Source organism: Duganella sp. (genome assembly GCF_039595735.1).
Lineage (GTDB): Bacteria > Pseudomonadota > Gammaproteobacteria > Burkholderiales > Burkholderiaceae_D > Rugamonas.
The window spans coordinates 159,480-185,288 of record NZ_JBCNLB010000008.1; the positions used below are offsets into that span (position 1 = coordinate 159,480).

Sequence of the window (25,809 nt, forward strand, 5' to 3'; positions counted from 1 at the left end):
GGTGCTTATAGTGAAGTCTGAAAGGAATTCGCCATGAAACTACCTACTTACTTCCTGTCGCACGGCGGCGGCCCGTGGCCATTCATGATGGATCAGGTTGGCCATTTATACGGCAAGCTGGACGCCTCGCTGCGCGATATTCCGCGCCAGATCGGCGTCACGCCCAAGGCGGTGCTGGTGATTACCGCGCACTGGGAGGGCCGCGATTTCATGCTGTCCTCGTCCGCGCAGCCGCCGATGATTTACGACTACGGCGGCTTCCCGCCGCACACCTACCAGGTGCAGTACCGCGCGCCCGGTGCGCCGGAGCTGGCGGCGCAGGTGCAGGCTTTGCTGGAAGCCGGCGGTCACAAGGCGCTGCTCGATGCGCAGCGCGGTTTCGATCACGGCACCTTCAGCGCCATGTACCCGGTGTATCCGAACGCGGATGTGCCGATCGTGCAGCTGTCGCTGAAACATGGACTGGATCCGCAGACCCACCTGGAAGCGGGCCGCCTGCTGGCGCCCCTGCGTGAACAGGGTGTGCTGATAGTCGGCAGCGGACTGAGTTTCCACAACCTGCGCGCCTTCAACGCGGCCGGCGCGGCGGCGTCGCATGCGTTTGATGGCTGGCTGCAGCAGACCATGGCACTGCCGCCGCAGGAACGCAGCGCGCAGTTGCTGGCGTGGGAGAAGGCGCCGGCCGCGCGCATGGCGCATCCGCGCGAAGAGCACTTGCTGCCGTTGATGGTGGTGCTGGGCGCGGCGGAGAACGACGCCGCCGCCATGCCGTATCACGAAGACGCCTTCATGGGCGGCCTCGCGGTCAGCAGCTTCAAGTTCGGTTAGGTGCCGCGCTTGCCGTTGGCGGCGGCGCGGGCTTTCTCTTCTGCGATGGCGGCTTTCTCGGCCGCCTTCTTCGCCATCTCCGCTTCGTGCTGCTCCAGGCGCACCTTGCGCGTCTCCGGCGTCTCCAGCGAAATGCGGCCCAACACGCCGCTGCGGTAGTCGCCGAGGAAGGTGTGCGCCGCCTTTTCGTAATCGAGGTCGCCGCCCTTCTGGCGGAAGCCGCGCTTGATGCCCACGCCTTCCACCACGCCGATGGCGTCGAACTTCTCGATCTCCTTGAAGCCGTAGCGCGCCACCAGCAGGTCCGGGTAATGCACCAGCAGTTCGCCGGCCAGGAACTCGGCCACTTCTTCTTCGATCAGCGCGTTGGAGCCGATGGCGTGGCTGGCGGCCAGCATCAGGCCATCACTGGGCAGCGCGATCTTCGGCCACAGCATGCCGGGCGTGTCGACCAGGATGGTGTTCTTGTCGAGGTAGAGCTTTTGCTGCTGCTTGGTGACGGCCGGCTCGTCGCCGACCTTGGCCACGCGCTTTTTCAGCAGGGCGTTCATCAGGGTCGATTTGCCGACGTTGGGAATCCCCATGATCATGATGCGCAGCGGCTTGGTCGGCACGCCGCGGTGCGGCGCCAGCTGCCTGGCCAGCTCCGGAATGCGCGCCACGTCGGCCGGCTTCTTGGTGGTCATGGCGTAGGCGGTCACGCCTTCCTGCGCGTTGTAGTAGGCAGTCCAGGCCGCGGTGGCGGCCGGATCGGCCAGATCGATTTTATTCAGGATCTTCAGGCATGGCCGCTGGCGGAACTTGCGCAATTCCTCCACCATCGGGTTGGTGCTGGCTTCGGGCAGGCGCGCGTCGACCACCTCGATCACCAGATCGGTGTTCTCCATCTGCTCCGCCGCCTTCTTTTTGGCGGCGTTCATATGCCCCGGGTACCATTGTATCGACATGCTCTGACCTTCAAAAACGTTCTGACAACCCGCTATTTTACCTTTATCATGGGGCGCTTTACACCATAATTAAACAAACAACAACTCCGGAGTGCTGAAGATGAGCATAGCTGCACCGTCCAACCCGAAGGAAATCACGCTTCGCGGGATTATTCTGGGCATTCTGATAACGCTGGTATTCACCGCCGCCCAAGTCTACCTCGGCCTGAAAGTCGGCCTGACCTTCGCCACCTCGATCCCGGCCGCGGTGATCTCGATGGCGCTGCTCAGTGCCTTCAAGGATGCCACCATCCAGGAAAACAACATCGTCCAGACCATTGCGTCGGCAGCGGGCACGCTGGCGTCGGTGATTTTCGTCCTGCCCGGCCTGCTGATGATCGGCTGGTGGGCGCACGTGCCATTCTGGCCCACCTTTGGCGCCTGCGCCGTCGGTGGCGTGCTGGGCGTGATGTACACGGTGCCGCTGCGGCGCGCGCTGGTGTCGCAATCCACCCTGCCGTATCCGGAAGGCGTGGCGGCGGCCGAAGTGCTGAAGGTCGGCATGGCCTCGCGCGAAGGCGCGGCTGAAGGCAAGGCTGGCCTGCGCGCGGTGATCTGGGGCAGCGTGACCTCGGCCCTGTTTGCCGCCGGCGGCGCCGCCAAGCTGATGGCGGCCGAAGTGGCGATCTTCTTCCGCACCGGCGCCGGCGCCACCGGCATTGGCGCCTCCAGCTCGCTGGCCCTGATCGGCGCCGGCCACCTGATGGGCATCACGGTCGGCATCGCCATGCTGGCGGGCCTGATCATCGCCTGGGGCATCCTGGTGCCGCTGATGACCAACCTGACGCCGCTGGCGGCCGGGGTGGAAGTGGCCGACCATGCGCTGGGCATCTGGAAAACCGAAGTGCGCATGATGGGCGCGGGCGTGATCGGCATTGCCGCCATCATCACCCTGGCCGGCCTGGCCAAGCCGATTCTGGGCGGCCTGAAGTCGGCCATGGACAGCGCGCGCAAGGCCAGGCTGGAAGGCGCCGCGCTGGACCGCACCGAACTCGATATCCCGATCTTCATCGTCGGCCTGGTGACCCTGATTTCGATGGTGCCGGCCGGCTGGCTGCTGGCCAGCTTCCTGCAGGGCGGCCCACTGGCGTCGCTGGCGGTGCCGCTGGTGGCGGTGGGCGTGGGCTATGTGCTGGTGGCCGGCATCTTTGCCGCGGCCGTGTGCGGCTACATGGCCGGTCTGATCGGCTCCTCCAACTCGCCGGTGTCCGGCATCGCCATCCTGACCATTCTGGGCGCCGCGCTCAGCGTGGGCATGGTCGGCCGCAGCGTCATGGGGCCGGAAGTGGCGCAGGCGCTGATCGCCTTCGCGCTGTTTGTCACCACCGTGGTGCTGGCGGTGGCGGTGATCGGCAACGACAACCTGCAGGACTTGAAGACCGGGCAGCTGGTCAACGCCACCCCGTGGAAGCAGCAGGTCGGCTTGCTGATCGGCGTGGCCGCCGGTTCGTGCGTGGTGCCGCCGGTGCTGGAGCTGCTGAATCACGCCAACGGTTTCGTCGGCGCGCCAAATCTCGATTCGATCTCCGACCAGCCGCTGGCCGCGCCGCAGGCGCTGCTGATCTCCACCCTGGCCAAAGGCGTCATCGGCGGCAACCTGCAGTGGAACCTGCTGGGCTACGGCGTGCTGATTGGCCTGGTGCTGGTGCTGATTAATTTCGCGCTGAAGAAATCCAGCAACGACAAATACAGCCTGCCGCCGCTGGGCGTGGGTCTGGCGATCTACCTGCCCAGCGCGGTGATCACCCCGGTGGTGATCGGCGCCGTCACCGGCTGGCTGTTCGACCGCGCGGTCGAGAAAAAGGTCGGCGGCGAGGCGGCCAAGCGCATCGGCGTGCTGGTGATGTCCGGCTTCATCGTCGGCGAAAGCCTGTTCAACGTCGCGCTGGCCGGCCTGATCGTGCTGTCGGGCCAGGGCGAGCCGCTGGCCATCGCCAACAGCATGGGCGAAGGCCAGTCCATGACCGTCGCCCTGATTGTCGGCACCGCCATCGTCTGGGGCCTGTACCGCTGGTCGGCCAGGAACGGCCAGGCGGTCCACGGTTAATAGACAAGCCGGCCCTGGGCCTTTATGATTGCCAAATTGCAATCATAAAGGCCCCATGAAAACCCTGCTCCTTCCTCTTCTCCTGCTGACCGGCGCCACCCAGGCCGCCGCCCCCGGCGCCGCGAGCTTTTTCCAGTCTCCCAAAATCAGCCATGTCGAACTATCGCCCAAAGGCGGTTATGTGGCATCGGTGGTCAGCCTGGCCGATGGGGTGACTGTGCTGGCGGTGCGCGATACCAGCGACCTGTCCCAGTACAAGGCCATCCTCAAGACCACGGACCAAGAACGCGTCACGGCGGTCCACTGGATCAATGAGAACCGCATCGGCTTCACCATCAAGAATCTGCGCATCGAATTCGAGGGCAATCTGGATGAAATGGCGGCCGACCGCGATGGCGCCAACCTGACTCACCTCATCAGCGGCAATTGGGAACACCAGCGCGAAGTCACCGGCCGTGCGATCAAAGCCAACCTGCTGACCGCCGACTATGCATTCTTTGACGTGGCGCACGATGGCTCGGACGATATCCTGGTCGAGAAATACAGCTGGAATCAGATCGACCGCGCGCCCGACCATTCGCGCCTGTACCGTTTGAACACCCGCACCCGCCAGCTGCGCGGCCTGATGGAGGGCGTACAGCCGCCCGCCGTGCAGTGGTGGGGCACCGACACCGCGGACGTGCCGCGCCTGACGATCTCGCAGCTGAACGGCCGCTGCATCACCTCCTATCGCGGCGCCAGCGATAACGAATGGCGCGAACTCGATAATGGCGTGTGCTATCTCGACCGCCGCTTCACGCCGCAGTTCTTCGACGGCGACGACACCTTGTACGTACGCGCCAACCACAAGGGCTACGGCGCGCTGTTCCGCTACAACCTGAAAACCATGAAGATGGATGCGGAGCCCTTCATTTCCGTGCCCGGCTTCGATTACAACGGCACGGCGCAAATCGATTACAGCAGCCGGCGGCTGATGGGCATCCACCTGCAAACCGACGCCGGCAGCACCTACTGGCTGAATTCCGCGATGAAGGCCGAGCAGGCCAAAATCGACAGCATGCTGCCGGCCACCACCAACACCCTGCACTGCGCGCGCGAGTGCCTGCAAGCGCCGGTGGTGCTGGTGGTGTCGTCGTCCGACCGCCAGCCCAACCAATACATCATTTACCACCGCGCCAGCGGCAAGCTGGTGGCACTGGGCGTGGAGCATCCCGACATCAACGCCGAGCAAATGGGACTGCGCGACTTTCACCGCTACAGCGCGCGCGATGGCCGCAGCATTCCAGCCTATGTGACGTTGCCGCCGGGCCAGGCCGCCGGCCCGCGGCCGGCCGTGGTGCTGGTGCATGGCGGCCCGAATGTGCGCGGCACGTACTGGGACTGGGATGACGAAGCGCAGTTCCTGGCCTCGCGCGGCTATGTGGTGATCCAGCCGGAATTCCGCGGCAGCACCGGCTTCGGTTCAGATCACTTTTCCGCCGGCCTGAAACAATGGGGCATGAGCATGCAGGATGACTTGGCCGATGCAGCGCAATGGGCGGTCAGGCAGGGCTGGGCCGATCCGAAGCGCATCGCCATCATGGGCGCCAGCTATGGCGGCTATGCCACGCTGATGGGTCTCATCAAGCATCCGGACATCTACCGCTGCGGCGTCGAGTGGGCTGGCGTGGCGGACATCGGACTGCACTTCAACACCCCGCAATCGGACGCCTCGCAGGAGACGCTCAACTACAGCCTGCGCACGCTGATCGGCGACCCGGACAAGGATGCCGAGCAGTTCCGCCAGTATTCGCCGCTGTTGCGCGCGGCCGAGCTGAAGCAGCCTTTGCTGATGGCACACGGCCTGGAAGATGTGCGCGTGCCGGTCGAGCATGCCCAGCGTTTCTACGCGGCGGTCAAGCGCCACAACCCCAACGTGGAACTGATCACGTATCACAACGAAGGCCACGGCTGGCGCCACGACGACAACCGTATCGCGTTCTGGCAGCGGGTCGAGGCTTTCCTGGACAAGCATCTCAAGCAGGCCAACTAGGCGCCCTCCTACCCGCACATGGCCGGTGCGCCGACCACGCGCAGCATGATGGGGCTTCACCAGCCCAGGGAGGCCCGCCATGCGCGCGCATGCTAAAAGGCATTACCATGCGCGGCGGGCAAACCCACGTGCAGCGCTACATGCCGGAGCTGCTGGAGCGAATCTGGGAAGGCAAGCTGCAGCCGCAGGCCATCATCACCCACCGTCTGCCGCTGGAGCTGGCCGCCGAGGGGTATCGCCTGTTCGACCGGAAGCAGGACAATTGCCGCAAGGTGATCCTGCGGCCGGGCACTTAGATTTCAGCCAGCGCCTTGAGGTGGGCCACCACGCTGCGGCCCAGCGCCGACAGGTTGTAGCCGCCCTCCAGGCAGCTGACGATGCGGCCCTGCGCGTACTGACGCGCCACGGCCATCACCTGCTCGGTGATCCAGGCGTAGTCCGCCTCCACCAGTCCCATGCCGCCGATATCGTCCTCGCGGTGCGCGTCAAAGCCGGCCGAGATGAAGATCATCTGCGGCTGGAAGGCGTGCAGCGCCGGCAGCCACTGCTCCGTCACGATCTTGCGCACCACGTCGCCGTTGCTGTAGGCCGGCACCGGCACATTGACCTGGTTGGCGGTGATCGGCTGCGGCTCGCAGTAGGGGTACAGCGGGTGCTGGTAGAAGCTGACCATCAGCGCACGCGGCTCGTTGATAAAGGCTTCCTCGGTGCCGTTGCCATGGTGGACGTCGAAGTCGACGATGGCCACGCGCTGCAGGCCGCGCACGTCCAGCGCATGCTTGGCGGCGACGGCCACGTTGTTGAACAGGCAGAAGCCCATCGGTTCGATCGGGCGCGCGTGGTGGCCGGGCGGGCGCACCGAGCAAAAGGCGTTGTCGATCTCGCCATCGATCACGGCGTTGGTCGCGGCCACGGCGGCGCCGGCCGCGCGCTGGGCGGCGCGCCAGCTCCAGGCGTTGAGCGAGGTGTCGGCGTCGATGGGATAGGTGTCGCCTTCGGCCGGCACGTTGTCGCGCACGATGGCGATGGCGTTGCAGCTATGGTTGCGTTCCAGGTCGGCCAGCGCGACCAGCGGCGCTTCGCGGTGTTCCAGCAAATCGCTGATGTGCGAGCCGATCAGCTGGTCGGCAATTGCCTGCAGGCGCGCCGGCGATTCGGGATGCCAGTCGCCCATGTCGTGGCGCTGACAGTCGGGATGGCTGTAGATGGCTGTGGTCATTTTTTTTACTGCTGCGAGCTGTTTCTCGCATAGAATCCCCTCAGGCGCTAATCTACCATACATATCATGTACACAAAATTGCATGCCGTGGCTCGCCAGGTGGGCGACATCATTGTCGGCAAGGATTTGCAGGTGCGGCAGGCGCTCACTTGCCTGCTGGCAGGCGGCCATCTGCTGGTGGAGGACGTGCCGGGCGTGGGCAAGACCACGCTGGCGCATGCGCTGGCGATTTCGTTGGGCTTGCGCTTCAACCGCATCCAGTTCACCAGCGACCTGCTGCCGGCCGATGTCAACGGCATCTCAATTTATGAGCGCGAGCAGAATGGTTTTGTGTTTCATCCGGGGCCGATTTTCACGCAGGTGCTGCTGGCCGACGAAATCAACCGCGCCACGCCGAAAACCCAATCGGGCCTGCTGGAAGCGATGGAGGAGCGCCAGGTCAGCGCCGACGGCGTGACACGCGCCCTGCCCGAGCCCTTCTTTGTGATCGCCACCCAGAATCCAACCCATCAAATCGGCACCTTCCCGCTGCCGGAATCGCAGCTCGACCGTTTCCTGATGTGCCTTTCATTGGGCTACCCTGACGCCGCCGCCGAACGCGCGCTGTTGATGGGCGAAGACCGGCGCGTGCTGCTCAAGTCCCTGCCGCCGGCCATGACGCCGGCCGAACTGGCGCAGGCGCAGCAAGGGCTGCGCCAGATCCATGCCGCGGCCGCGCTGATCGATTACGTGCAGGCGCTGGCGGCGGCCTCGCGCCAGAACGGCATGTTTGCCGAGGGCCTCAGTCCGCGCGCGGCCATCGCACTGCTGCAGGCGGCGCGCGCGTGGGCGGCGCTGGAGGGGCGCGACCATGTGCTGCCGGAAGATGTGCAGGCGGTGCTGGTGCCGGTGTGCGCGCACCGCTTGCGGCCGTTGAAGTCGGCGCATGGCGTGGCGCTGGCCAGCCGCGATCTGGTGTTGCAGCTGCAAGCGTCGCTGCCGGTGTAGCGCAGCATGGTGGCGGCGCTGCAATCGCTGTATCGCAAGGGCCGCGACAAGTGGCTGTTCCAGTTGCGCGACAGTGAGCCGGGCGTGGTGACGCTGACCATGCGGCGGGTGTTCATCCTGCCCACGCGGGCGGGACTGGCGTTTGCGGTGCTGCTGCTGGTGATGCTGATCGGTGCGCTGAATTACAACCTGGGACTGGGTTTTGCGCTGACCTTCTTTGCCGGCGCCTGCGCGGTGGCCGACATGTATCTGACCGCGAAAAATCTCGCCCTGCTGCAGCTGGCACCGGGCCGCGTGCAGCCGGTGTTTGCCGGCGAGGCGGCGCAGTTCGAGCTGCATCTGCTGAACCGCGGCAGGCAGGATCGCTATGCGGTGTGGCTGGGCTTTCAGGCCGACGGCGCGCCGCGCCATGTGACCGATGTGGCGGCCGGTGCCAGCAGCGTGGTGCTGCTGGCGGCGGCTACGCGCGCACGCGGCTGGCTGGCGGCGCCGCGCGTGCGGCTGGTGACGCGCTTTCCGCTGGGGCTGTTCCGGGCATGGAGTTACTGGCGGCCGGATGCGCGCGTGCTGGTGTATCCAGCGCCGGAGTGGCCGCCGCAGCCGCTGCCGGCCAGCGGCGCGGCCAGCGAGGATGGGCATGGCACGGTGGGGCTGGATAATTTTGCCGGCATCCGCAGTTACCAGCCGGGCGATCCGCTCAAGCACCTGGCGTGGCGGCAGATTGCGCGCCATGATCCGGCGCTGGGCGGTCAGCTGGTGGCCAAGCATTTCGAGGGCGGCGCGGTGGCCGGCTTGTGCCTGGATTTTGCCGCGCTGCCGCTGCGGATGGATCTGGAGCAGAAGCTGTCGCGCATGGTCAGCTGGGTGCTGGAGGCCGAGCAGCGCGCGCTGCCCTACCGCTTCCGCCTGGCGCAGCACGACTACGGTCCGGCACTGGGCGACGCCCACCGCGCCGCCTGCCTGCGTGCGCTGGCCCTGTTTGGCCAGGAGGGCGCGCAATGAGCGCCCTGCCGCCGGCCGCCGCGCGGATCTGGCTGGCGCAGGGGCTCACGCGCGACAAGGCCGACACGCTGCTCCTGCTGGCCGCCGCGCTGATGGTGCTGGCGCCGCACGCCGCGCATCTGCCGTTGTGGGTCAGCCTCCTGAGCGGCGCCACGCTGCTGTGGCGCGCGGCCATCACCTGGCTCGGCAAGCGCATGCCGCCGGTCTGGCTACTGGTGCCGCTCGCCGTGGCCGCCATGGCCGGCGTGTACGCCACTTACCGCACCCTGCTGGGCCGCGACGCCGGCGTCGCCATGCTGGTGCTGCTGCTGGCCTTCAAGCTGCTGGAAATGCACGCCCGGCGCGATCTGTTCGTGGTCACCTTCCTTGGCTTCTTCGTGCTGCTGACCAGCTTCCTGTATTCGCAATCGATGCCCACCGCGCTGTGGGTGGCGTGCGCGCTGGTGATCCTGCTGACTGCCCAGCTATCGTTCCAGTACACCGGCGTGGTGCCGCCGCTGCGCCAGCGCCTGCGCGCCAGCCTCAAATTGTGTGCGCTGGCGGCGCCGCTGGCGGCGCTGCTGTTCATCGGCTTCCCGCGCATCCAGGGGCCGCTGTGGGGCCTGCCCGGCGACGCCCAAGGCGGCAAGACCGGCTTGAGCGACAGCATGGCGCCCGGCAGCCTGTCCACCCTGGCCCAGTCCGACGACCCGGCGTTCCGCGTGCGCTTTCTGGGCGCCGCGCCGCCGCGCCACCAACTGTACTGGCGCAGCATCGTGCTGGGCGACTACGACGGCCGTACCTGGACCCGCGTGCCGCGCAAGCGCGGCCTGCAGCGGCTGGAGATCGCCATCCACGGCCGCGGCCAGCCGGTGCGCTACGAAACCACCATGGAGGCCAGCAACACGCGCTGGATCGCGCTGCTGGAACTGGCCGGCCCCGACGTGCGCCTGCCCGGCCACCGCGTGCGCGACACCGATGAGCTGGAACTGTACGCCGCCGATCCCATCGAACACCGCCTGCGCTTCAGCGCCAGCGCCTATCCCGACTACACGCTGCAGGCCGGCGAGCTGCCGCAGCGCATGACGCGCTGGCTGGAACTGCCGGCCGGCTACAACCCGCGCACGCTGGCGCTGGCGCAGCAATTGCGCGCGGCCCAGCCCGAAGCCAGCGCCCAGCAGCTGAGCAACGCGGTGCTGGCGCGCTTCCGCAGCCAGGGCTACGGCTACACGCTGGAGCCGCCGCTGCTGGGGCGCGACGCGGTCGATGAATTCCTGTTCGACAGCAAGGCCGGCTTTTGCGAGCACTACGCCGGCGCCTACGTGGTGCTGATGCGCGCCATGGGCGTGGCCGCGCGCGTGGTCACCGGCTACCAGGGCGGCGAGCTGAATCCGGTGGACGGCTACCTCACCGTGCGCCAGTCCGACGCCCACGCCTGGGCCGAGATCTGGACCAGCGCCGCCGGCTGGCAGCGGGTCGATCCCACCGCCGCCGTGGCGCCCGAGCGGGTCCAGCGCAACCTGGCGCGTGCCCTGCCGCGCCCGGCCGCGTTCGGGCTGGCGCCGCTGCTGGAACTGCAAAACAATCCCGATTCGTGGCTGGCGCAACTCAGATACCACTACACCGCGTTGAATAATTCTTGGAATCAATGGGTACTGGATTACAATCCCGAAAGGCAGCGAAGTTTCCTTGAAGAACTAGGCGCCGCCTTCGGCAACTGGCGTAGCGCGCTGGGCATGGGATTGGTGCTAGCCTTGCTGTTTGCGCTGCGCTGGCAGCGCCGGCGGCAGCCCGCCGATCCGCTGGATGCCTTGTACGCGGCGTTTTGCCGGCAGCAGGCGCGTCGCGGATATGAGCGGCGGCCGGCCGAGGGGCCGCTCAGCTATGCCGCGCGCCTGCGGGCGATGCCGGCCAGCCAGGAAAAACACGCTGCCATGGACCAGTTTTTGCACCTGTACGGCTTGCTGAAGTATGGCGCCGGCGGGACCGAATCACGCCCGGCGTCGCTGGCGACGCTGAAAACCCTGTTACCTTTATGCCGATGAAGACTTTGATCACCGCCCTGCTGCTCAGCGCAGCCACCCTCAGCGCCACGGCCGCGCAGGTAGACCGCTATGGCTACACCCTGCCGCCCAGCATGCAAAAGAAAAAGAAGCCAGCCGCCCCCAAGAAAAAAGCCGTACCGGCCATCGATTACGTCGGCGAATACGTCAACTTTGGCGACTGGAAAGAGGTGCGCGCCTTCCTCGATGACGTCGCCACGCGCGACGGCTTCGACCGTGCCGAGCTGAACACGCTGATGACGCAAGTGCGCTATGTGGATGCCGCCGTGCAGCTGGTCAAACCGGCGCCGCCCGGCAAGCCGAAAAACTGGCAAGCCTACAGCAAGCTGATGATCGACCCGGTGCGCATCGACGCCGGCGTCAAGTTCTGGAACGAGAACAGCGAAGCGCTCAGCCGCGCCGAGTCGCTGTACGGGGTTCCGGCCGAAATCGTGGTCGGCATCATCGGCGTGGAAACTGTGTACGGCCGCAACACCGGCCGCTTCCGCGTGCTGGATGCGCTGACCACGCTGGCCTTCTCCTACCCGGAAGCGCCGCAGCGGCGCGAGCGCATGGAATTCTTCCGCGGCGAGCTGGAAGCGACCTTGCTGTTTGCGCGCCAGACCGGCATCGATCCGCTGTCGCTGAAAGGCTCGTTTGCCGGCGCCGTCGGCATGCCGCAATTCATGCCCAGCAGCATGATGAAATATGCGGTGGACTTTGACGGCAACGGCAAGATCGATTTGCTCAACTCCAGCACCGACGCCATCGGCAGCGTGGCGGCGTTCCTGATCGCGCACGGCTGGCAGCGCGAACAGGGCGGCCCGCTGGTGTACGCGGCCGCCGTCTCGCCCAACCGTGCGTGGGAACCGATGCTGAATCAGGGTTTGGCCGCCAAATACCGGCCGCAAGAACTGACAGCGGCCGGCGTCACCCCGGCAGTGGCGCCGCCGGAACAATTGTATGGCCTGGTGGACTTGCAAAACGGCGCCGAGCCCACAGAATACTGGTTGGCCAACGCCAATTTCTTTGCCATCACGCAGTACAACCGCAGTTATTTCTATGCGATGTCGGTGGTGGAACTGGGACGGGCGGTGAAGCTGGCGCGCGCAGCATCAGGAATCGCTTCAGGGATGTAAGCAAGCGTAAAAACTTTTGTACCGCGGGCTTGCTCGCGGTATTGTTTAGTTGACACTTGGAAATTATTTGTCCACACTGCACGATAAGCAGTAAGAGATGGGCTACTTTACAACGAAATTGTTATACAATTAACTTTAACCGTTAATTAAAAGTGCGCACAGGCAGCTTAGCACAGAACTCGGTGTATAATTCTCACACAATGTTGCAGTCGGACAACAATACTCTGCGGGAAGTCAGTTTTTTTTATTGCTGCCGAGTATGAGATTGCGGACTGTTGTACAATTGAGTATATATTATGAAACTTGTTATCCTGGAACCCGTGTCCGTGTGTGAGTCTCCTGGTAAGGATGGACATTGACGCAGCAAAGCCCCGAGTGTTGTACTTTGCAGGACAACTTTACAGAAGGAAAAGACGACATGACAAACCAAGTCGGCATAGACATGAACAACGATGCGGATGGCGATGATCTGCTGCAATACAATCCCAACCGCCTGCTCGATACCCTGATCGAGAACCTGCGCCTGAAAAACGACGCAGCGCTGTCGCGTGCGCTGGAAGTGGCACCGCCCGTGATCAGCAAGATCCGTCACCACCGTCTGCCGGTCGGCGCTTCGCTGCTGATCCGCATGCACGAGGTGAGCGACCTGAGCATTCGCGACCTGCGTTACCTGATGGGCGACCGCCGCAACAAGTTCCGCATCAGCGACAAGCAGTTCAAGCCGAAAGAAGGCGAAACCCCAGGCGGCAGCAACAACAACCAGGGCTGATCCAGCCCGCGTGTTGCGCGCCTGACAGTGCCCTCCTCCCTGCGCAAGGGACGAGGGCATTTTGCTTTTAAGCCGGGAACACGCCGGTGGACAGGTAGCGGTCGCCGCGGTCGCAGACGATGAACACGATGGTGGCGTTTTCCACCGTGTTGGAAATACGCAGCGCGATCTCGCAGGCGCCGGCGGCGGAGATGCCGCAGAAGATGCCTTCCTCGGCCGCCATGCGGCGCGCCATGCGCTCGGCCGCCGCCTGCGACACGGCTTCCACCCGGTCCACGCGCGAGCGGTCGTAGATTTTCGGCAGATAGGCTTCCGGCCATTTGCGGATGCCCGGGATTGACGAGCCCTCTTCCGGCTCGGCGCCGATGATCTGGATTTCCGGATTCTGTTCCTTCAGGTAGCGCGAGGTGCCCATGATGGTGCCGGTGGTGCCCATGGCGCTGACGAAGTGGGTGACGCGGCCGTCGGTGTCGCGCCAGATTTCCGGGCCGGTGCTTTCATAGTGGGCGCGGGCGTTGTCCTGGTTGCCGAACTGGTCGAGGATGATGCCCTTGCCGTCCTTTTGCAACTGCTCGGCCATGTCGCGCGCGTATTCCATGCCGCCGGTCTTGGGCGTGAGCATGATCTGGGCGCCGTAGGCAGCCATGCTCTGACGCCGTTCCACGCTCAGGTTTTCCGGCATCAGCAGCAGCATCTTGTAGCCGCGGATGGCGGCGGCCATGGCCAGCGCAATGCCGGTGTTGCCGCTGGTGGCTTCGATCAGCGTGTCGCCGGGCTTGATGTCGCCGCGCTCTTCAGCGCGCTTCAGCATCGACATGGCAGCGCGGTCCTTGACCGAGCCGGCCGGGTTATTGCCTTCCAGCTTGCCGAGGATGATGTTGTTGCGGGCGGCGGCCTCGGCGCCGGGCAAGCGCACCAGCTGCACCAGCGGCGTGTTGCCGATCGTATCTTGCAAAGTCTTGTAAGCCATCGTCTTGTTGGTTGGGGTTTGCGAAAACAACCATTTTAGCCGAGTTGACAGAAAGCAGCCGACTACCTCTTAAGACTTTGGACTGGGCGACTGGCTTACGCTAGACTGGCGACACTCCTGCAACCAGCTTCATATTTGGAATTGTCATGGCCACCACTCCTTCCGAACTCCTGCCCGAATTAACCCCGGATGATCCGGCGCCCATCACGGCGCACAACCTGGAGCAGCGCCAGCACCAGATGTTCCCGGTCCTGAGCGCCGCCGACATCCGCCACATGCACCGTTTCGGCCACGTGATGTGCTTCCGGGATGGCGAGATGATCTTCGAGGCCGGCAAGACCAGCTTTGGTCTGATGCTGGTGCTCAAGGGCGGCATCCGGGTCGACCGCTACGACGGTCTGGGCAACACCTCTTACGTGACCACCCACATGCCGGGCCAGTTCAGCGGCGAGGTGGCGCAGCTGTCGGGCCGGCCGTCGCTGGGCAATGGCCACGCGGTGGGCGATGTGGAAGTGCTGGTGGTGCCGTCGGAATCGCTGCGCGCGCTGCTGGTGGCGCATGCCGACCTGGGCGAGCGCATCGTGCGCGCGCTGATCCTGCGCCGCGTCGGCCTGATCGAGCAGGCGTCGGGCGGGCCGGTGATTGTCGGTCCGCGCGGCCATGGCCGCATCCACACCCTGCAAACCTTCCTGCAGGCCAATGGCCACCCGCACATCGTGCTCGACCCCGAGCATGACCGTCAGGCCGCCGACCTGATGGAACACTACCGCCCGCGGCCGGAAGAACTGCCGCTGGTGGTGTGTCCGGACGGCGTGGTGAAGAAAAACCCGAGCGTGGTCGACATCGGCCGCTGCCTCGGCATGCTGCCCGAGCTGGACACCGACAAGGTGTGGGACGTGATCGTGGTCGGCGCCGGCCCTGCCGGCCTGGCGACGGCGGTGTACGCGGCCTCGGAAGGCTTGTCGGTGCTGGCGCTGGAAACGCGCGCCTACGGCGGCCAGGCCGGCGCCAGCGCGCGCATTGAAAACTACCTCGGCTTCCCGACCGGCGTCTCGGGCCGCGCGCTGGCCGGACGCGCCTACGTGCAGGCGCAAAAGTTCGGCGTCGAGATCGCCATCCCGGCGCCGGCCGGGCGGCTGATCTGCGACACCTATCCGCTGGAAGTGGAAATGTGCGGCAGCCTGCAGCGCCTGAAAGCCAGGACTGTGGTGCTGTCCTGCGGCGCGCGCTACCGCCGCCCGTCGCTGGCCAACCTCAAGCAGTTTGAAGGCAAAGGCGTGTATTACTGGGCGTCGCCGGTGGAAGCCAAGCTGTGCAAGACAGAAGAAATCGTGCTGGTCGGCGGCGGCAACTCGGCCGGACAGGCGGCGGTGTTCCTGTCCAACTATGCCTCCAAGGTGCACATGCTGATCCGCAAGGACAGCCTGTCGTCCACCATGTCCAGCTACCTGATCGAGCGCATCCAGGCCACGCCAAATATCGCGCTGCACACCTGCAGCGAAATCATCGCGCTGGAAGGCGACGAGGACGGCCTCAAGCAAGTCCGCATCCGCAACAGCAAGACCGAAGAGGAATGCGACTTCGACGTCTGCCGCGTGTTCCTGTTCATCGGCGCCGACCCGAACACCGGCTGGCTGAGCGACTGCGGCGTGGACGTCGACGCCAATGGCTTCATCCGCACCGGCTTTGACGTCACCAAATCGCAATGCAAGGCCAACTTCGCCAACGGCGTGTATCCGAAAGACCTGCCGTCGCGCGCGGCGCTGGAAACCAGCGTGCCGGGCGTGTTCGCGATCGGCGACGTGCGCGCCACCTCCACCAAGCGCGTGGCCGCCGCCGTCGGTGAAGGCGCCGCCGTGGTCTCGCAGATCCACCAATTCCTGGCAAACTTGCCTGCCGACAAGTTGAGGACATAGACGTTCAGCAATGGCAATGGCCGCGTTGTCGGTGCAAGGCTTTATCCCTGCTGCGCTGAACGTGCCTTGATGCGTGCCAGCTGGGCGGCCTGGTAGGCGGCGAAGGCGTTGTCGAACAGGGTGCGGATCAGCGGATCGTCGACGATGTCGGCATCGGCCGGGGCGCCGTTGATGCGCATGTACATGGAGGTCAGCGATTCGCCCAGTGCCAGGCCGGCATACAGTTTGGCGGCCGGGATTTCAGTGATCCAGGTCGGCGCCTCTTCGTCGCCGCATGGCGCGATGCTGTCGCCGTGCACGCGGTAGCGGTAGTGCTGGGCGGTGCCTTGGTGGTCGTACACCGATAGCTGCCATACGCACGGCGTGGCGAAGTAGCTGTCTTCCGGCAGCTGCATGTCTTCGTAGCGCGCTTGCAGGCCGCCCTGGCAGAACGCCTGCACCAAGGCGGTTTGCTCCGCAGTCAGCGCGGCGAAATGACGCGCGATGTCGGCAGTGGGCGGCGGCACGATGTCAGGATCGTATTCGTAGTCGAGGTCCTGCTCCCCCACCGGCTGCACCCACGACAGCGGCGCCGCCGGCGTGAGCGCAGCAGCGCTCAGCACCACCGCCACCGATGGGTTCAGACGCACCACTTGCGCGGCCGGCAGCCACTCGCTCAAGGCCGCGCCAAACTGCCGGTAGGTGATCGGGAACAGCGCGTGGTTGTACCACGACCACGGCTCCTGCCGGAACTGGCAGGAACTCGGCACCACGTAGCGCGGCGCCAGTGCCTGCAGCTGCTCCGGCCATTCCTCCGGCAGCGCAACCGGTCCCCGTTCGGCACGCGATGGCGCGATCACGTCCACTTCGCGCATGGTCTGGAACGGCCACAGCACCATGTCCCACGGCGCGTAAGGCTTGAGCTGCTCCAGCGTCTCCGGATCCATCCACGAATCGACCACGTTCAGTACATTCAGCCCTTCTGCGCGCACCTGGAACATGGAGTCCACATCCGCCTCCAGCGCGCGGCGCGGGATCACTTCAAAGCTGCCCACGCGCACCGGCTCATCGATCGTCAGCGGCCGCACCTCCACAAAGCCCAGTTCACGGAGCATGGCGAACAGTTCGTCAAACAGGCAGTAGAGATAAATCGGCGTGGCGCGGTCCAGCAGATCGAGGCTCTCCAGCGAGCAGTGATCGTCATGGAAGTGCGAGATGAACACTGCATCCGGCCGCAGCGCCCTCACCTGCGCCAGGTCGAAGCGCACGTCCGGATAGGCGTGGCAGTTGCGACTGAACGGGTTCTCGAACACCGGGTCGAACACGATCTGCGTGGCGCCGCTCTCAAACACGTAGCCGGCGTGGAGGATGCGCGAAATCTTCATCAGCGCAGCGGCGTCGGATAGCTGGCCGGGCTGACGTTGCCGTCCACATCGACCGCCTGCACGCCGAAGAACACATTGTCCTTCGACTGCGGCATGGTGTATTCAGTCACTTTGCCGACGAACTTTGCGTGCTGCCAGTCCGCCGCCGTGGTGTCGCGCCAGACGATGCGATAGCCCGCCAGATCAGGCTCGCTGTTGGCCTGCCAAACCAGCTCGGTATCGTTCTGCAGCTTGGCGGTGCGCACCTGCACCTTCTGCGGCGCGGCCGGCGCCAAGGCCAGCGTCGACAAGGCCGCCGCATTCACGCGCGCCACCTTGGCGATGTAGTTGTAGTCGTTGTACTGCGGCAGGTCGCCAATCAGCACGCCGTTCTCGGTGCGGATGTTCTGGTGCTGGTGGTTGAAATCCTCGGCCGGCTCGGTGAAACGCAAGGCCGCATAGCCGCGCTCCAGGAACGGCATGTGATCGCCGCCGCGCAGATAGCGGTCGCGCCGCTGGATCACGTTCACTTTAAACTTCGGCACATAACGCTCGCCCGCTTCCTTCACGGCACGCGCCAGTTGCCGCGACAGCGAATCGTTCTCGCCGCCGGTCTGGATCAGGGTGCGCACCACATCGCTGTTTTCCTTTTGCACCGGCAGGCCTTCCGCAAACAGGCGCACCTGCGTGTCGTCCTTGCGGCCATACTCATCGCGCGAGCTGCCGATGATATCGTTGGTGAACATGCCGGCGATGTTCCAGTTCTTCTGCTTCGCCTGCTCGGCCCAATGCGCCGCGCCCAGCAAGCCCTGCTCCTCGGCCGCCACCGTCATGAACACCAGCGTGGCGTCGAATTTGTACTTGGCCATCACGCAGGCCATCTCCATCACAGCCGCCGTGCCCGAGGCATCGTCATTGGCGCCGGGCGCGTCGCCCACCGCGTCCATCACATCGGTATTGCGCGAATCATAATGGCCGCTGACCACATACATGCGATCGACCGAGGCCGACTGCGTGCCCGGCAAGGTGGCCACCACGTTGACGATTTCGGTCGGACGACTGATGCGCGCGGAGACCGGCGCCACATGGCTGTCAAAGCTCACCTGCAGAGGCGTGCCAGCGCCGCAGCGCTCCAGCTCCGCCTTGATCCAGCGCCGCGCGGCGCCGATGCCCTCGGTCTCCGACACGGTATCGGACATGGTATGGCGCGTGCGGAAGCTCACCAGCTTGCGGATAGTGGCCTCGATCCGCGCCGGCGAAATCTCTTTGACGATTTGATCGATCTGCGCCTGGCGCCGGACGGCGCCAGGTTCCGCCGCAACGGCAGGCAGGGCCGCCAGGGCGGCGGCAAGGAGTACATACTGGTGTCGCATACGGCGTCTCCGATGAAAAGATGCAGTATCTTCTCACGGATCGGCCGTGGTGTGGCCGGCGCCTATTTGCCAGACTTGGCCGGCTTGTCGGCCGCCATCGGCGCGCCGTCTTTCGACTTGCCGTTCACCTGCAGGCCGGCCTGGGACAACCTCAGCGCACTTTTCTCGCCGATGCCCTTGACCCGCTGCTCCAGGTCGGCCCAGTCCTTGAATTCGCCCTTCTTGCGCTCTTCCAGTATCAGCTTGGTCTTGGCTGGCCCCAGGCCGCGGATGCTGTCCAGCGCGGCCGCATCGGCCTTGTTGACATCGACCTGGGCCCAGGCCGCCGCCATTGACGCCAGCATGGCCAGCGTCAGCAATAGTTTCTTGATCATCGTAGTCTCCGTTAAAGTAAGGCAAGGCACGCCGATCGCACCTTGAATCACCTTAACGGCGCCCACCGGCCGCGCCGTTGACGGCGCGCCCTTGAGCCAGATCAAGCGCCGAACAATTCCTCGCGCGTGACAGTGGCTGTACCGAGCTTGCCGACCACGATGCCGCCGGCGCGGTTGGCGGTTTCCACCGCCTCCTGCCAGCCGGCGCCCGCGCCCAGCATGCAGGCCATGGTGGCAATCACCGTGTCGCCGGCGCCGGAAACGTCAAATACCTCGCGCGCCTGGGCCGGCGTGTGGAACTGCGCGCCGTCGGTGTACAGCGTCATGCCCTCTTCCGAGCGGGTCAGCAGCAGCGCGTCGAGTTTCAGCTCGGCGCGCAGGGCTTGCGCCTTGGCGGTCAGCTGCTCCTCGCTGTTCCACGAACCGACGATGCGCTTCAGCTCCGACTTGTTCGGCGTCAGCACGGTGGCGCCGGCGTAGCGGGTGAAATCGTCGCCCTTGGGATCGACCATCACCACCTTGCCGGCTGCGCGCGCGGCGGCGATCATGTCGGCCACCGCCACCAGGCTGCCCTTGGCGTAGTCCGACAGCACGATCACGTCGTAATCGGCCAGCAGCGCCTTGAACTGTTCCAGCTTGTCGCGCAGGACCGTATCGGTCGGCGCCTCTTCGAAATCGATGCGCACCATCTGCTGCTGGCGGCCGATCACGCGCAGCTTGATGATGGTGGAAATGGCTTCGTCGCGTTTCAGGTAGCTGCGGATGCCGCCGCCCTCCAGCAGCGAGGCCACTTCATCGCCGGCTTCGTCGTTGCCGACAATGCCCAGCAGGCCGGCCTGCGCGCCCAGCGCCGCCGCGTTGCGCGACACGTTGGCGGCGCCGCCCAGGCGCGCTTCGCGCTTCTCGATGCGCACCACCGGCACCGGTGCTTCCGGCGAAATGCGGCTGACCTCACCGAACCAGTAACGGTCCAGCATCACGTCGCCCACCACCAGTATGCGTACTTTATCCAGATTGGTCGTCACGGTGCGGCCTCGTTAAGTGCGGGTCAGGATGGAACGGCCGATGCCGTGGTATTCAAACGCCGCTTCGGCCATCACCTCCGGCTCGAACAGATTGCGGCCGTCGAAGATCACCGCCTGCTTCAGCGCGGCGCGAATGCGTTCGAAGTCCGGGCTGCGGAAGGCCTTCCATTCGGTGACGATCACCAGCGCCTCGGCGCCGCTCAGCGCATCCATCGGGCTGCCGGCAAAGCGCACGCGCGCCAGTTCATCGGCCGTCAGGTCCAGCGCCAGCACGCGCTTGGCTTCGGCCATGGCGACCGGATCGTACACCGCCACCGTGGCGCCGGCGTCGATCAGCTGGCGCAGCAGCACGCGCGACGGCGCTTCGCGCATATCGTCGGTGTTCGGCTTGAAGGCCAGGCCCCAAATTGCGAAATGCTTGCCGCGCAAATCCTCGCCAAAGCGCTTGATGACCTTCTGGCCCAGCACCAGCTTTTGCTTGTCATTGACCGCTTCCACCGCGCGCAGGATCAGCAGGTCCTGGTCGTACTGGCGCGCGGTGCGCTCCAGCGCCTGCACGTCTTTCGGGAAGCACGAGCCGCCGTAGCCGGCGCCGGCATACAGGAAGCTGTGGCCGATGCGCGGATCGGAGCCGATGCCATGCCGCACCGCCTCGATGTCCACGCCCACGCGGTCGGCCAGGTTGGCCAGTTCGTTCATGAACGAGATGCGGGTGGCCAGCATCGAGTTGGCGGCGTACTTGGTGAACTCCGCCGAGCGCACGTCCATCCAGAAGGTACGCTCGTGATTGCGGTTGAACGGCGCGTACAGCTTTTTCATCATGGCGGCGGCCTTCTGGCCTTCCGCCGTACTGTCATGGCCGATGACGATGCGGTCCGGGCGCATGAAGTCCTCAACCGCCGCGCCCTCTTTCAGGAATTCCGGATTCGACACCACCGAGAAGCTGGCACTGGCGCCACGTGCCGCCAGTTCCTCCTGCAGCGCCGCCTTCACGCGGTCGCCGGTGCCGACCGGCACGGTGGACTTGTCGACGATGACCTTGAAGCCGGTCATGTGCTTGCCGATGTTGCGGGCGGCGGCCAGCACGTATTGCAGGTCGGCCGAGCCATCTTCATCGGGCGGCGTGCCGACCGCGATGAACTGCACGTCGCCGTGCGCCACCGAGGCCGCGACATCGGTCGAGAACTGGATGCGGCCGGCGGCGCGGTTGCGCGCCACCACTTCTTCCAGGCCCGGCTCGTGGATCGGGATGCCGCCGTTGTTCAGCAGGTCGATCTTGCGCTGGTCGAGGTCCAGGCAAAACACGTCGTTACCCAGTTCCGCCAGGCAGGCGCCGGTGACCAGGCCCACATACCCGGTGCCGATGATGGTGATTTTCATAGTGACTCTTTCGCTACCCCGTCATTCCGGCGCAGGCCCGAATGACAGCGCTGGTTAATTCATGACATTCAATTCTTCGGTGCGGCGCGGCGGGTAAGTCTCCCAGCGGCTGCAACCAGGACACTGCCAGTAGAACTGGCGCGCCTTGAAACCACAATGGCTGCACTGATAGCGCGCCAGCTTCTGCGTATAACCGTGGACCAGATTCTTCACCATCGACAGCTCCGGCATCACTGCCGCCGGCGCATCCATCAGGCGCGCTTCCAGGAACTTGTCCAGTCCCAGCAGGGTTGGCGTGCGGCGCAGCTGCTCGCCAACCAGCTGCTTGGCCGCTTCCACGCCATCGAGCTCCAGCACCGCCTTGTACACCACCTCCACCAGGTCGATCGAAGATGCCTGCTCAAGGTAGGATTTCAAGAGGTTGACGCCTTCCTGCGGGCGGCCCACCTTGCGGTAGCCATCCATCAGGCGCTGCGCCACCAGCGCCACGTGCGGCACGCTGATCTGCTCGACGCGGCGCCAGGTCAGCAGCGCACCCTCGACGTCGCCCAGCGCCAGTTGCGCATCGCCGGTCAGCAGGGTGGCGCGCACGTTGACGCGGTCGGCCTGCAGCGACTTTTCCAGCAGCTCCAGGGCCTGTTCCGGATGCAGATGCACCAGCGCGTCCTGCGCCAGCTCGCAGTAGAACTGCGCGATTTCCTTCTGGCGCGAACCGGCACCCGATTCCTGCAGGCCGATGGCCGCCTCGATGGCGCGCGGCCACTCCTTCTCACGCTGGAAAATCTCCAGCAGCGCGCGCCGCGCCTGGGCCGAATACTGGCCGTTCAGCAGGGTGTTGAAGGTCTCTTCCGCGCGGTCCAGCAGGCCGGCCTTGAGGTAATCCATGCCCAGCTCATACTGCGCCTGGTCGGTCTGCTCCGGCGGCAGATCCGGGCGCGCCAGCAGGTTCTGGTGCACGCGGATGGCGCGCTCGGTCTCGCCGCGGCGGCGGAACAGATTGCCCAGCGCGAAGTGCATCTCGGCCGATTCCGGGTCCAGCCGCACGATCTCGATGAAGGCATCGACCGCCTTGTCCGGCTGGTCGTTCAGCAGATGGTTCAAGCCCTTGTAATAGCCGCGCGGCAGGGTGCGCGACTCCGACAGCAGCTGACGGATATCGACCCGCGCCGCGACCCATCCCAGGCCAAAGAAAACCGGGATGCCCAGTAACCACCAGAGTTCAAATTCCATGCTGTGTGCTTGTCGTTATTGTGTATTGACGCTGTCCGGCTGCGGCTGGCGGTTGGCCTGCTGCGCCGACGCTTGCAGCGTATGTATGGTTGTTTTGTGTTTATTGGCTTCGCGGCGGTGGCGGAACACCGTCGGCGTCAGCGCCAGCACGCCCAGCACGGCGCCAGCCACGAAAAAGCCCAGCAGCATCAGCACCAGCGGGCCGCGCAGCTCGTAGTGCAGGAACAGCTGCAGATCGACTTCCTGCGAGTTTTTCAGCGCGAAGCCGAAAAACAAGACGAAGATGATGAAGCCTATGAGGGTGGAGATGAATTTCATCAGCCAGAGTCCTGTGGTGTAGTTCCGAGGGTGCCAGTATCGCACCTCGGGCAACAAAAAAAAAGCGGCATCCCGAAGGACGCCGCTTTGTCTACCGATTGAATGCTTCAGTCCTCGATGATCGGTTGCCCGACCATCGCGTCAACCCGCTCGCGCAATTGCTTGCCCGGCTTGAAGTGCGGCACCCGTTTTTCCGGCACCATCACCTTGTCGCCCGACTTCGGGTTGCGCCCGATGCGCGGCGGCCGGCTGTTGAGGGCAAAGCTGCCAAAACCGCGGATCTCGATGCGCTGACCGGTCGCCAGGGCGTTGGTCATCGCATCCAGAATGGTCTTGACGGCGTATTCCGCATCTTTGGCCACCAGCTGAGAGTAACGCTCAGCCAGGCGGTTGATCAGTTCGGACTTGGTCATCGCGAACCAGGTCTTAGTTCTTGTTGTCCAGCTTAGCTTTCAGCAGTGCGCCCAGGCTGGTGGTGCCCGAAGCGGCGTTGCTGTCAGCAGCGATGTTTTTCATCGCTTCAGCGGTGTCGGCCGAATCTTTGGCCTTGATCGACAGCTGGATCGAACGTGCTTTACGGTCGATGTTGATCACCAGCGCTTCGACGGTGTCGCCGACTTTCAGGTGGGTGCCAGCATCTTCCACGCGGTCACGCGAGATTTCCGAAGCGCGCAGGTAGCCTTCCACTTCTTCCGACAGCTGGATCACAGCGCCTTTCGGCTCAACCGACTTGACGGTGCCCGAAACCAGGGCGCCCTTGTCGTTCATGGCCGCGAAGTTGTTGAATGGGTCACCTTCCAGTTGCTTGACGCCCAGGGACACGCGCTCACGCTCAACGTCGATCGCCAGCACCACGGCTTCCAGTTCGTCACCTTTCTTGAACTTGCGCACGGCTTCTTCGCCGGACTCGGTCCACGACAGGTCGGACAGGTGCACCAGGCCGTCGATGTTGCCAGCCAGGCCGATGAACACGCCGAAGTCGGTGATCGACTTGATCGCGCCCTTGACCTTGTCACCCTTCTTGTGGGTCACGCCGAAGTCGTCCCATGGGTTGGCCTTGCACTGCTTCATGCCCAGCGAGATACGACGACGCTCTTCGTCGATCTCCAGCACCATCACTTCGACTTCGTCGCCCAGCTGGACAACTTTGTTCGGCGCGACGTTCTTGTTGGTCCAGTCCATTTCGGAAACGTGTACCAGGCCTTCGATGCCTTGTTCAACTTCAACGAACGCACCGTAGTCGGTCAGGTTGGTCACTTTACCGAACAGGCGGGTGCCTTGTGGGTAACGACGCGACAGACCGGTCCATGGGTCGTCGCCCAGTTGCTTCACGCCCAGCGAAACACGGTTCTTCTCTTGATCGTACTTCAGAACCTTGGCGGTGATTTCCTGGCCAACGGTCAGCACTTCCGATGGGTGACGCACACGACGCCATGCCAGGTCGGTGATGTGCAGCAGGCCGTCGATGCCGCCCAGATCCACGAACGCGCCGTAGTCGGTGATGTTCTTCACCACGCCGGTCACCACGGTGCCTTCTTTCAGGGTTTCCATCAGCTTCTGACGCTCTTCGCCCATCGACGCTTCGATGACGGCGCGGCGCGACAGCACAACGTTGTTACGCTTGCGGTCCAGCTTGATCACTTTGAATTCGAGGGTCTTGCCTTCGAATGGGGTGGTGTCCTTGACTGGACGGGTGTCCACCAGCGAACCTGGCAGGAAGGCGCGGATGCCGTTGGTCAGCACGGTCAGGCCGCCCTTGACTTTGCCGTTCACGGTGCCGACCACGATCTCGCCCGACTCCATTGCTTTTTCCAGCGCCAGCCACGATGCCAGACGCTTGGCCTTGTCGCGCGACAGGATGGTATCGCCGAAACCATTTTCCAGCGATTCGATGGCCACGGAAACGAAGTCGCCTACTTTGACTTCCAGTTCGCCCTGGTCATTTTTGAATTCTTCAACAGGGATGAAAGCTTCCGATTTCAGGCCTGCGTTGACGATCACGAAGTTGTGATCCAGACGAACGACTTCAGCCGAAATTACTTCGCCCGAGCGCATATCTTGACGCGACAGGGATTCTTCGAAGAGGGCTGCAAAACTTTCCATAATAATAAAACTTCCAGGTTAGCCAGTAAGGCCCGCACAATGCGGCTTCAACTGGGTTAGGGTTGATAAAGGTGTTACTTGGTGATGCCGGCGTACCATTGCAAGACCTGATCGACCGCTTCATCCGCGTTCATATTCGAGGTATCCAGCACGAAAGCGCCCTCTGCTGGCGCGAGCGGGGCGATGGTCCGTTTTGTATCCCGGTCGTCGCGCGCCTGTAAATCCACCAGTAGGTCTTGCATATTAGCAGAAAATCCCTTGTCTATCAATTGCTTATATCGCCGTCCGGCGCGCGCCTCGACCGAGGCGGTCAAAAACACCTTGAGCGCGGCGTGCGGGAAGATCACCGAGCCCATGTCGCGGCCGTCCGCCACCAGGCCCGGCGCCTTGCGAAAACCAAGCTGCAGCCCCACCAGCGCGTGGCGCACGGCCGGGAAGGTGGCGATCTTGGAGGCCGTGTTGCCGACCTCTTCCGCGCGGATGGCATCGGTGACGTTTTCCTGCGACAACACGATATCGCCGCCCTGGAAACTGCACTGCAGGTGCTCGGCCAGCTTGGCCAGCGCGTGCTCGTCCTTGAGATCAGTGCCGCGACGCAATGCCGACAGCGCGGTCAAGCGGTACAGGGCGCCCGAGTCCAGGTAATGGAAGCCGAGCTTATCGGCAACGCGGTGTGCGACCGTGCCCTTGCCGGATGCGGTAGGGCCGTCGATGGTGATGACTGGAATCTGGGAAGTTGGCATATCA

22 protein-coding genes and 1 pseudogene are annotated in these 25,809 nt (G+C 64.5%); 10 read left to right on the plus strand and 13 right to left on the minus strand.

The window, feature by feature from the left end; genetic code table 11:
- Positions 1–33 precede the first annotated feature (33 nt).
- Complete coding sequence (locus tag ABDW57_RS16170) at positions 34–828, plus strand: class III extradiol ring-cleavage dioxygenase (protein WP_343731200.1); 795 nt, start codon at positions 34–36, stop codon at positions 826–828.
- Here the strand turns inward: ABDW57_RS16170 and ylqF are convergent.
- A complete protein-coding gene (gene ylqF / locus ABDW57_RS16175) occupies positions 825–1,775 on the minus strand; it encodes a ribosome biogenesis GTPase YlqF (protein ID WP_343731201.1) in 951 nt (316 codons plus the stop codon). The genes ABDW57_RS16170 and ylqF overlap by 4 nt on opposite strands.
- A gap of 100 nt (positions 1,776–1,875) precedes the next feature.
- On the opposite strand from ylqF, the gene ABDW57_RS16180 reads away from it, so the two are divergent.
- From ABDW57_RS16180 to ABDW57_RS16190, 3 genes and pseudogenes are all read left to right on the plus strand, one after another.
- The gene (locus ABDW57_RS16180; RefSeq protein ID WP_343731202.1) at positions 1,876–3,861 is read left to right on the plus strand and encodes an oligopeptide transporter, OPT family; all 1,986 of its coding nucleotides are present in this window, start codon (positions 1,876–1,878) and stop codon (positions 3,859–3,861) included.
- 55 nt (positions 3,862–3,916) lie between these two features.
- Positions 3,917–5,893, plus strand: a complete 1,977-nt coding sequence (locus ABDW57_RS16185; protein ID WP_343731203.1) for a S9 family peptidase — start codon at positions 3,917–3,919, stop codon at positions 5,891–5,893.
- Between the two features lie 95 nt (positions 5,894–5,988).
- A pseudogene (locus ABDW57_RS16190) lies at positions 5,989–6,189 on the plus strand (glutathione-dependent formaldehyde dehydrogenase); the annotation flags it as partial.
- Here ABDW57_RS16190 and ABDW57_RS16195 read toward each other — a convergent pair.
- On the minus strand, positions 6,186–7,112 hold the full coding sequence (locus tag ABDW57_RS16195) for a histone deacetylase family protein (protein ID WP_343731204.1): 927 nt from the start codon (positions 7,110–7,112) through the stop codon (positions 6,186–6,188). The pseudogene ABDW57_RS16190 and the gene ABDW57_RS16195 overlap by 4 nt on opposite strands.
- 66 nt (positions 7,113–7,178) lie before the next feature.
- On the opposite strand from ABDW57_RS16195, the gene ABDW57_RS16200 reads away from it, so the two are divergent.
- The 5 genes from ABDW57_RS16200 (at position 7,179) to ABDW57_RS16220 (ending at position 13,030) form a co-directional block, all read left to right on the plus strand.
- Entirely contained in the window at positions 7,179–8,099 is a 921-nt protein-coding gene (locus tag ABDW57_RS16200; RefSeq protein ID WP_343731205.1) for a MoxR family ATPase, read from the plus strand.
- A 6-nt stretch (positions 8,100–8,105) separates the two neighbouring features.
- The gene (locus ABDW57_RS16205; RefSeq protein WP_343731206.1) at positions 8,106–9,101 is read left to right on the plus strand and encodes a DUF58 domain-containing protein; all 996 of its coding nucleotides are present in this window, start codon (positions 8,106–8,108) and stop codon (positions 9,099–9,101) included.
- A complete protein-coding gene (locus ABDW57_RS16210; protein ID WP_343731207.1) occupies positions 9,098–11,125 on the plus strand; it encodes a DUF3488 and transglutaminase-like domain-containing protein in 2,028 nt (675 codons plus the stop codon). Before ABDW57_RS16205 ends, ABDW57_RS16210 begins: the two co-directional genes overlap by 4 nt.
- Positions 11,116–12,261, plus strand: a complete 1,146-nt coding sequence (gene mltB, locus ABDW57_RS16215) for a lytic murein transglycosylase B (RefSeq protein ID WP_343731208.1) — start codon at positions 11,116–11,118, stop codon at positions 12,259–12,261. The genes ABDW57_RS16210 and mltB overlap by 10 nt, the downstream gene beginning before the upstream one ends.
- A 418-nt stretch (positions 12,262–12,679) precedes the next feature.
- Positions 12,680–13,030: a hypothetical protein gene (locus ABDW57_RS16220; protein ID WP_343731209.1), complete on the plus strand. Its 351-nt coding sequence runs from the start codon at positions 12,680–12,682 to the stop codon at positions 13,028–13,030.
- Between the two features lie 67 nt (positions 13,031–13,097).
- On the opposite strand, the gene cysM is transcribed toward ABDW57_RS16220, so the two are convergent.
- Positions 13,098–14,000, minus strand: a complete 903-nt coding sequence (cysM, locus tag ABDW57_RS16225; RefSeq protein WP_343731210.1) for a cysteine synthase CysM — start codon at positions 13,998–14,000, stop codon at positions 13,098–13,100.
- 146 nt (positions 14,001–14,146) lie between these two features.
- On the opposite strand from cysM, the gene ABDW57_RS16230 reads away from it, so the two are divergent.
- Positions 14,147–15,916 carry an FAD-dependent oxidoreductase gene (locus tag ABDW57_RS16230; RefSeq protein ID WP_343731211.1) on the plus strand — a complete coding sequence of 590 codons (1,770 nt, stop codon included), beginning with the start codon at positions 14,147–14,149 and terminating at the stop codon, positions 15,914–15,916.
- Positions 15,917–15,957: 41 nt separating this feature from the next.
- Here the strand turns inward: ABDW57_RS16230 and ABDW57_RS16235 are convergent, their stop codons facing one another.
- The 10 genes from ABDW57_RS16235 to cmk form a co-directional block, all read right to left on the minus strand.
- On the minus strand, positions 15,958–17,280 hold the full coding sequence (locus tag ABDW57_RS16235; protein ID WP_343731212.1) for an MBL fold metallo-hydrolase: 1,323 nt from the start codon (positions 17,278–17,280) through the stop codon (positions 15,958–15,960).
- Positions 17,280–18,632 carry a M28 family peptidase gene (locus tag ABDW57_RS16240; protein WP_343731213.1) on the minus strand — a complete coding sequence of 451 codons (1,353 nt, stop codon included), beginning with the start codon at positions 18,630–18,632 and terminating at the stop codon, positions 17,280–17,282. The genes ABDW57_RS16235 and ABDW57_RS16240 overlap by 1 nt, the downstream gene beginning before the upstream one ends.
- 62 nt (positions 18,633–18,694) lie before the next feature.
- Entirely contained in the window at positions 18,695–19,006 is a 312-nt protein-coding gene (locus ABDW57_RS16245; protein WP_343731214.1) for a helix-hairpin-helix domain-containing protein, read from the minus strand.
- Positions 19,007–19,107: 101 nt separating this feature from the next.
- Positions 19,108–20,031, minus strand: coding sequence for a D-glycero-beta-D-manno-heptose-7-phosphate kinase (rfaE1, locus tag ABDW57_RS16250; RefSeq protein ID WP_343731215.1), 924 nt, complete (start codon positions 20,029–20,031; stop codon positions 19,108–19,110).
- Between the two features lie 12 nt (positions 20,032–20,043).
- Complete coding sequence (locus tag ABDW57_RS16255) at positions 20,044–21,411, minus strand: UDP-glucose/GDP-mannose dehydrogenase family protein (RefSeq protein ID WP_343731216.1); 1,368 nt, start codon at positions 21,409–21,411, stop codon at positions 20,044–20,046.
- 54 nt (positions 21,412–21,465) lie between these two features.
- A complete protein-coding gene (lapB, locus tag ABDW57_RS16260; protein WP_343731217.1) occupies positions 21,466–22,641 on the minus strand; it encodes a lipopolysaccharide assembly protein LapB in 1,176 nt (391 codons plus the stop codon).
- Positions 22,642–22,656: 15 nt separating this feature from the next.
- A complete protein-coding gene (locus tag ABDW57_RS16265; RefSeq protein ID WP_176648707.1) occupies positions 22,657–22,959 on the minus strand; it encodes a LapA family protein in 303 nt (100 codons plus the stop codon).
- A 107-nt stretch (positions 22,960–23,066) separates the two neighbouring features.
- Positions 23,067–23,372: an integration host factor subunit beta gene (locus ABDW57_RS16270; protein WP_008446215.1), complete on the minus strand. Its 306-nt coding sequence runs from the start codon at positions 23,370–23,372 to the stop codon at positions 23,067–23,069.
- Between the two features lie 13 nt (positions 23,373–23,385).
- A complete protein-coding gene (gene rpsA, locus ABDW57_RS16275) occupies positions 23,386–25,062 on the minus strand; it encodes a 30S ribosomal protein S1 (protein WP_343731218.1) in 1,677 nt (558 codons plus the stop codon).
- A 74-nt stretch (positions 25,063–25,136) separates the two neighbouring features.
- Positions 25,137–25,805 carry a (d)CMP kinase gene (gene cmk, locus ABDW57_RS16280; RefSeq protein ID WP_343731219.1) on the minus strand — a complete coding sequence of 223 codons (669 nt, stop codon included), beginning with the start codon at positions 25,803–25,805 and terminating at the stop codon, positions 25,137–25,139.
- Positions 25,806–25,809 lie beyond the last annotated feature (4 nt).

What these genes read in the sequence shown, in the direction of transcription:
- ABDW57_RS16170 (WP_343731200.1), top strand. Translation starts at nt 34, where the DNA reads ATGAAACTACCTACTTACTTCCTGTCGCACGGCGGCGGCCCGTGGCCA.
- ylqF (WP_343731201.1), bottom strand. Translation starts at nt 1,775, where the DNA reads ATGTCGATACAATGGTACCCGGGGCATATGAACGCCGCCAAAAAGAAG.
- ABDW57_RS16180 (WP_343731202.1), top strand. Translation starts at nt 1,876, where the DNA reads ATGAGCATAGCTGCACCGTCCAACCCGAAGGAAATCACGCTTCGCGGG.
- ABDW57_RS16185 (WP_343731203.1), top strand. Translation starts at nt 3,917, where the DNA reads ATGAAAACCCTGCTCCTTCCTCTTCTCCTGCTGACCGGCGCCACCCAG.
- ABDW57_RS16195 (WP_343731204.1), bottom strand. Translation starts at nt 7,112, where the DNA reads ATGACCACAGCCATCTACAGCCATCCCGACTGTCAGCGCCACGACATG.
- ABDW57_RS16200 (WP_343731205.1), top strand. Translation starts at nt 7,179, where the DNA reads ATGTACACAAAATTGCATGCCGTGGCTCGCCAGGTGGGCGACATCATT.
- ABDW57_RS16205 (WP_343731206.1), top strand. Translation starts at nt 8,106, where the DNA reads ATGGTGGCGGCGCTGCAATCGCTGTATCGCAAGGGCCGCGACAAGTGG.
- ABDW57_RS16210 (WP_343731207.1), top strand. Translation starts at nt 9,098, where the DNA reads ATGAGCGCCCTGCCGCCGGCCGCCGCGCGGATCTGGCTGGCGCAGGGG.
- mltB (WP_343731208.1), top strand. Translation starts at nt 11,116, where the DNA reads ATGCCGATGAAGACTTTGATCACCGCCCTGCTGCTCAGCGCAGCCACC.
- ABDW57_RS16220 (WP_343731209.1), top strand. Translation starts at nt 12,680, where the DNA reads ATGACAAACCAAGTCGGCATAGACATGAACAACGATGCGGATGGCGAT.
- cysM (WP_343731210.1), bottom strand. Translation starts at nt 14,000, where the DNA reads ATGGCTTACAAGACTTTGCAAGATACGATCGGCAACACGCCGCTGGTG.
- ABDW57_RS16230 (WP_343731211.1), top strand. Translation starts at nt 14,147, where the DNA reads ATGGCCACCACTCCTTCCGAACTCCTGCCCGAATTAACCCCGGATGAT.
- ABDW57_RS16235 (WP_343731212.1), bottom strand. Translation starts at nt 17,280, where the DNA reads ATGAAGATTTCGCGCATCCTCCACGCCGGCTACGTGTTTGAGAGCGGC.
- ABDW57_RS16240 (WP_343731213.1), bottom strand. Translation starts at nt 18,632, where the DNA reads ATGCGACACCAGTATGTACTCCTTGCCGCCGCCCTGGCGGCCCTGCCT.
- ABDW57_RS16245 (WP_343731214.1), bottom strand. Translation starts at nt 19,006, where the DNA reads ATGATCAAGAAACTATTGCTGACGCTGGCCATGCTGGCGTCAATGGCG.
- ABDW57_RS16255 (WP_343731216.1), bottom strand. Translation starts at nt 21,411, where the DNA reads ATGAAAATCACCATCATCGGCACCGGGTATGTGGGCCTGGTCACCGGC.
- lapB (WP_343731217.1), bottom strand. Translation starts at nt 22,641, where the DNA reads ATGGAATTTGAACTCTGGTGGTTACTGGGCATCCCGGTTTTCTTTGGC.
- ABDW57_RS16265 (WP_176648707.1), bottom strand. Translation starts at nt 22,959, where the DNA reads ATGAAATTCATCTCCACCCTCATAGGCTTCATCATCTTCGTCTTGTTT.
- ABDW57_RS16270 (WP_008446215.1), bottom strand. Translation starts at nt 23,372, where the DNA reads ATGACCAAGTCCGAACTGATCAACCGCCTGGCTGAGCGTTACTCTCAG.
- rpsA (WP_343731218.1), bottom strand. Translation starts at nt 25,062, where the DNA reads ATGGAAAGTTTTGCAGCCCTCTTCGAAGAATCCCTGTCGCGTCAAGAT.
- cmk (WP_343731219.1), bottom strand. Translation starts at nt 25,805, where the DNA reads ATGCCAACTTCCCAGATTCCAGTCATCACCATCGACGGCCCTACCGCA.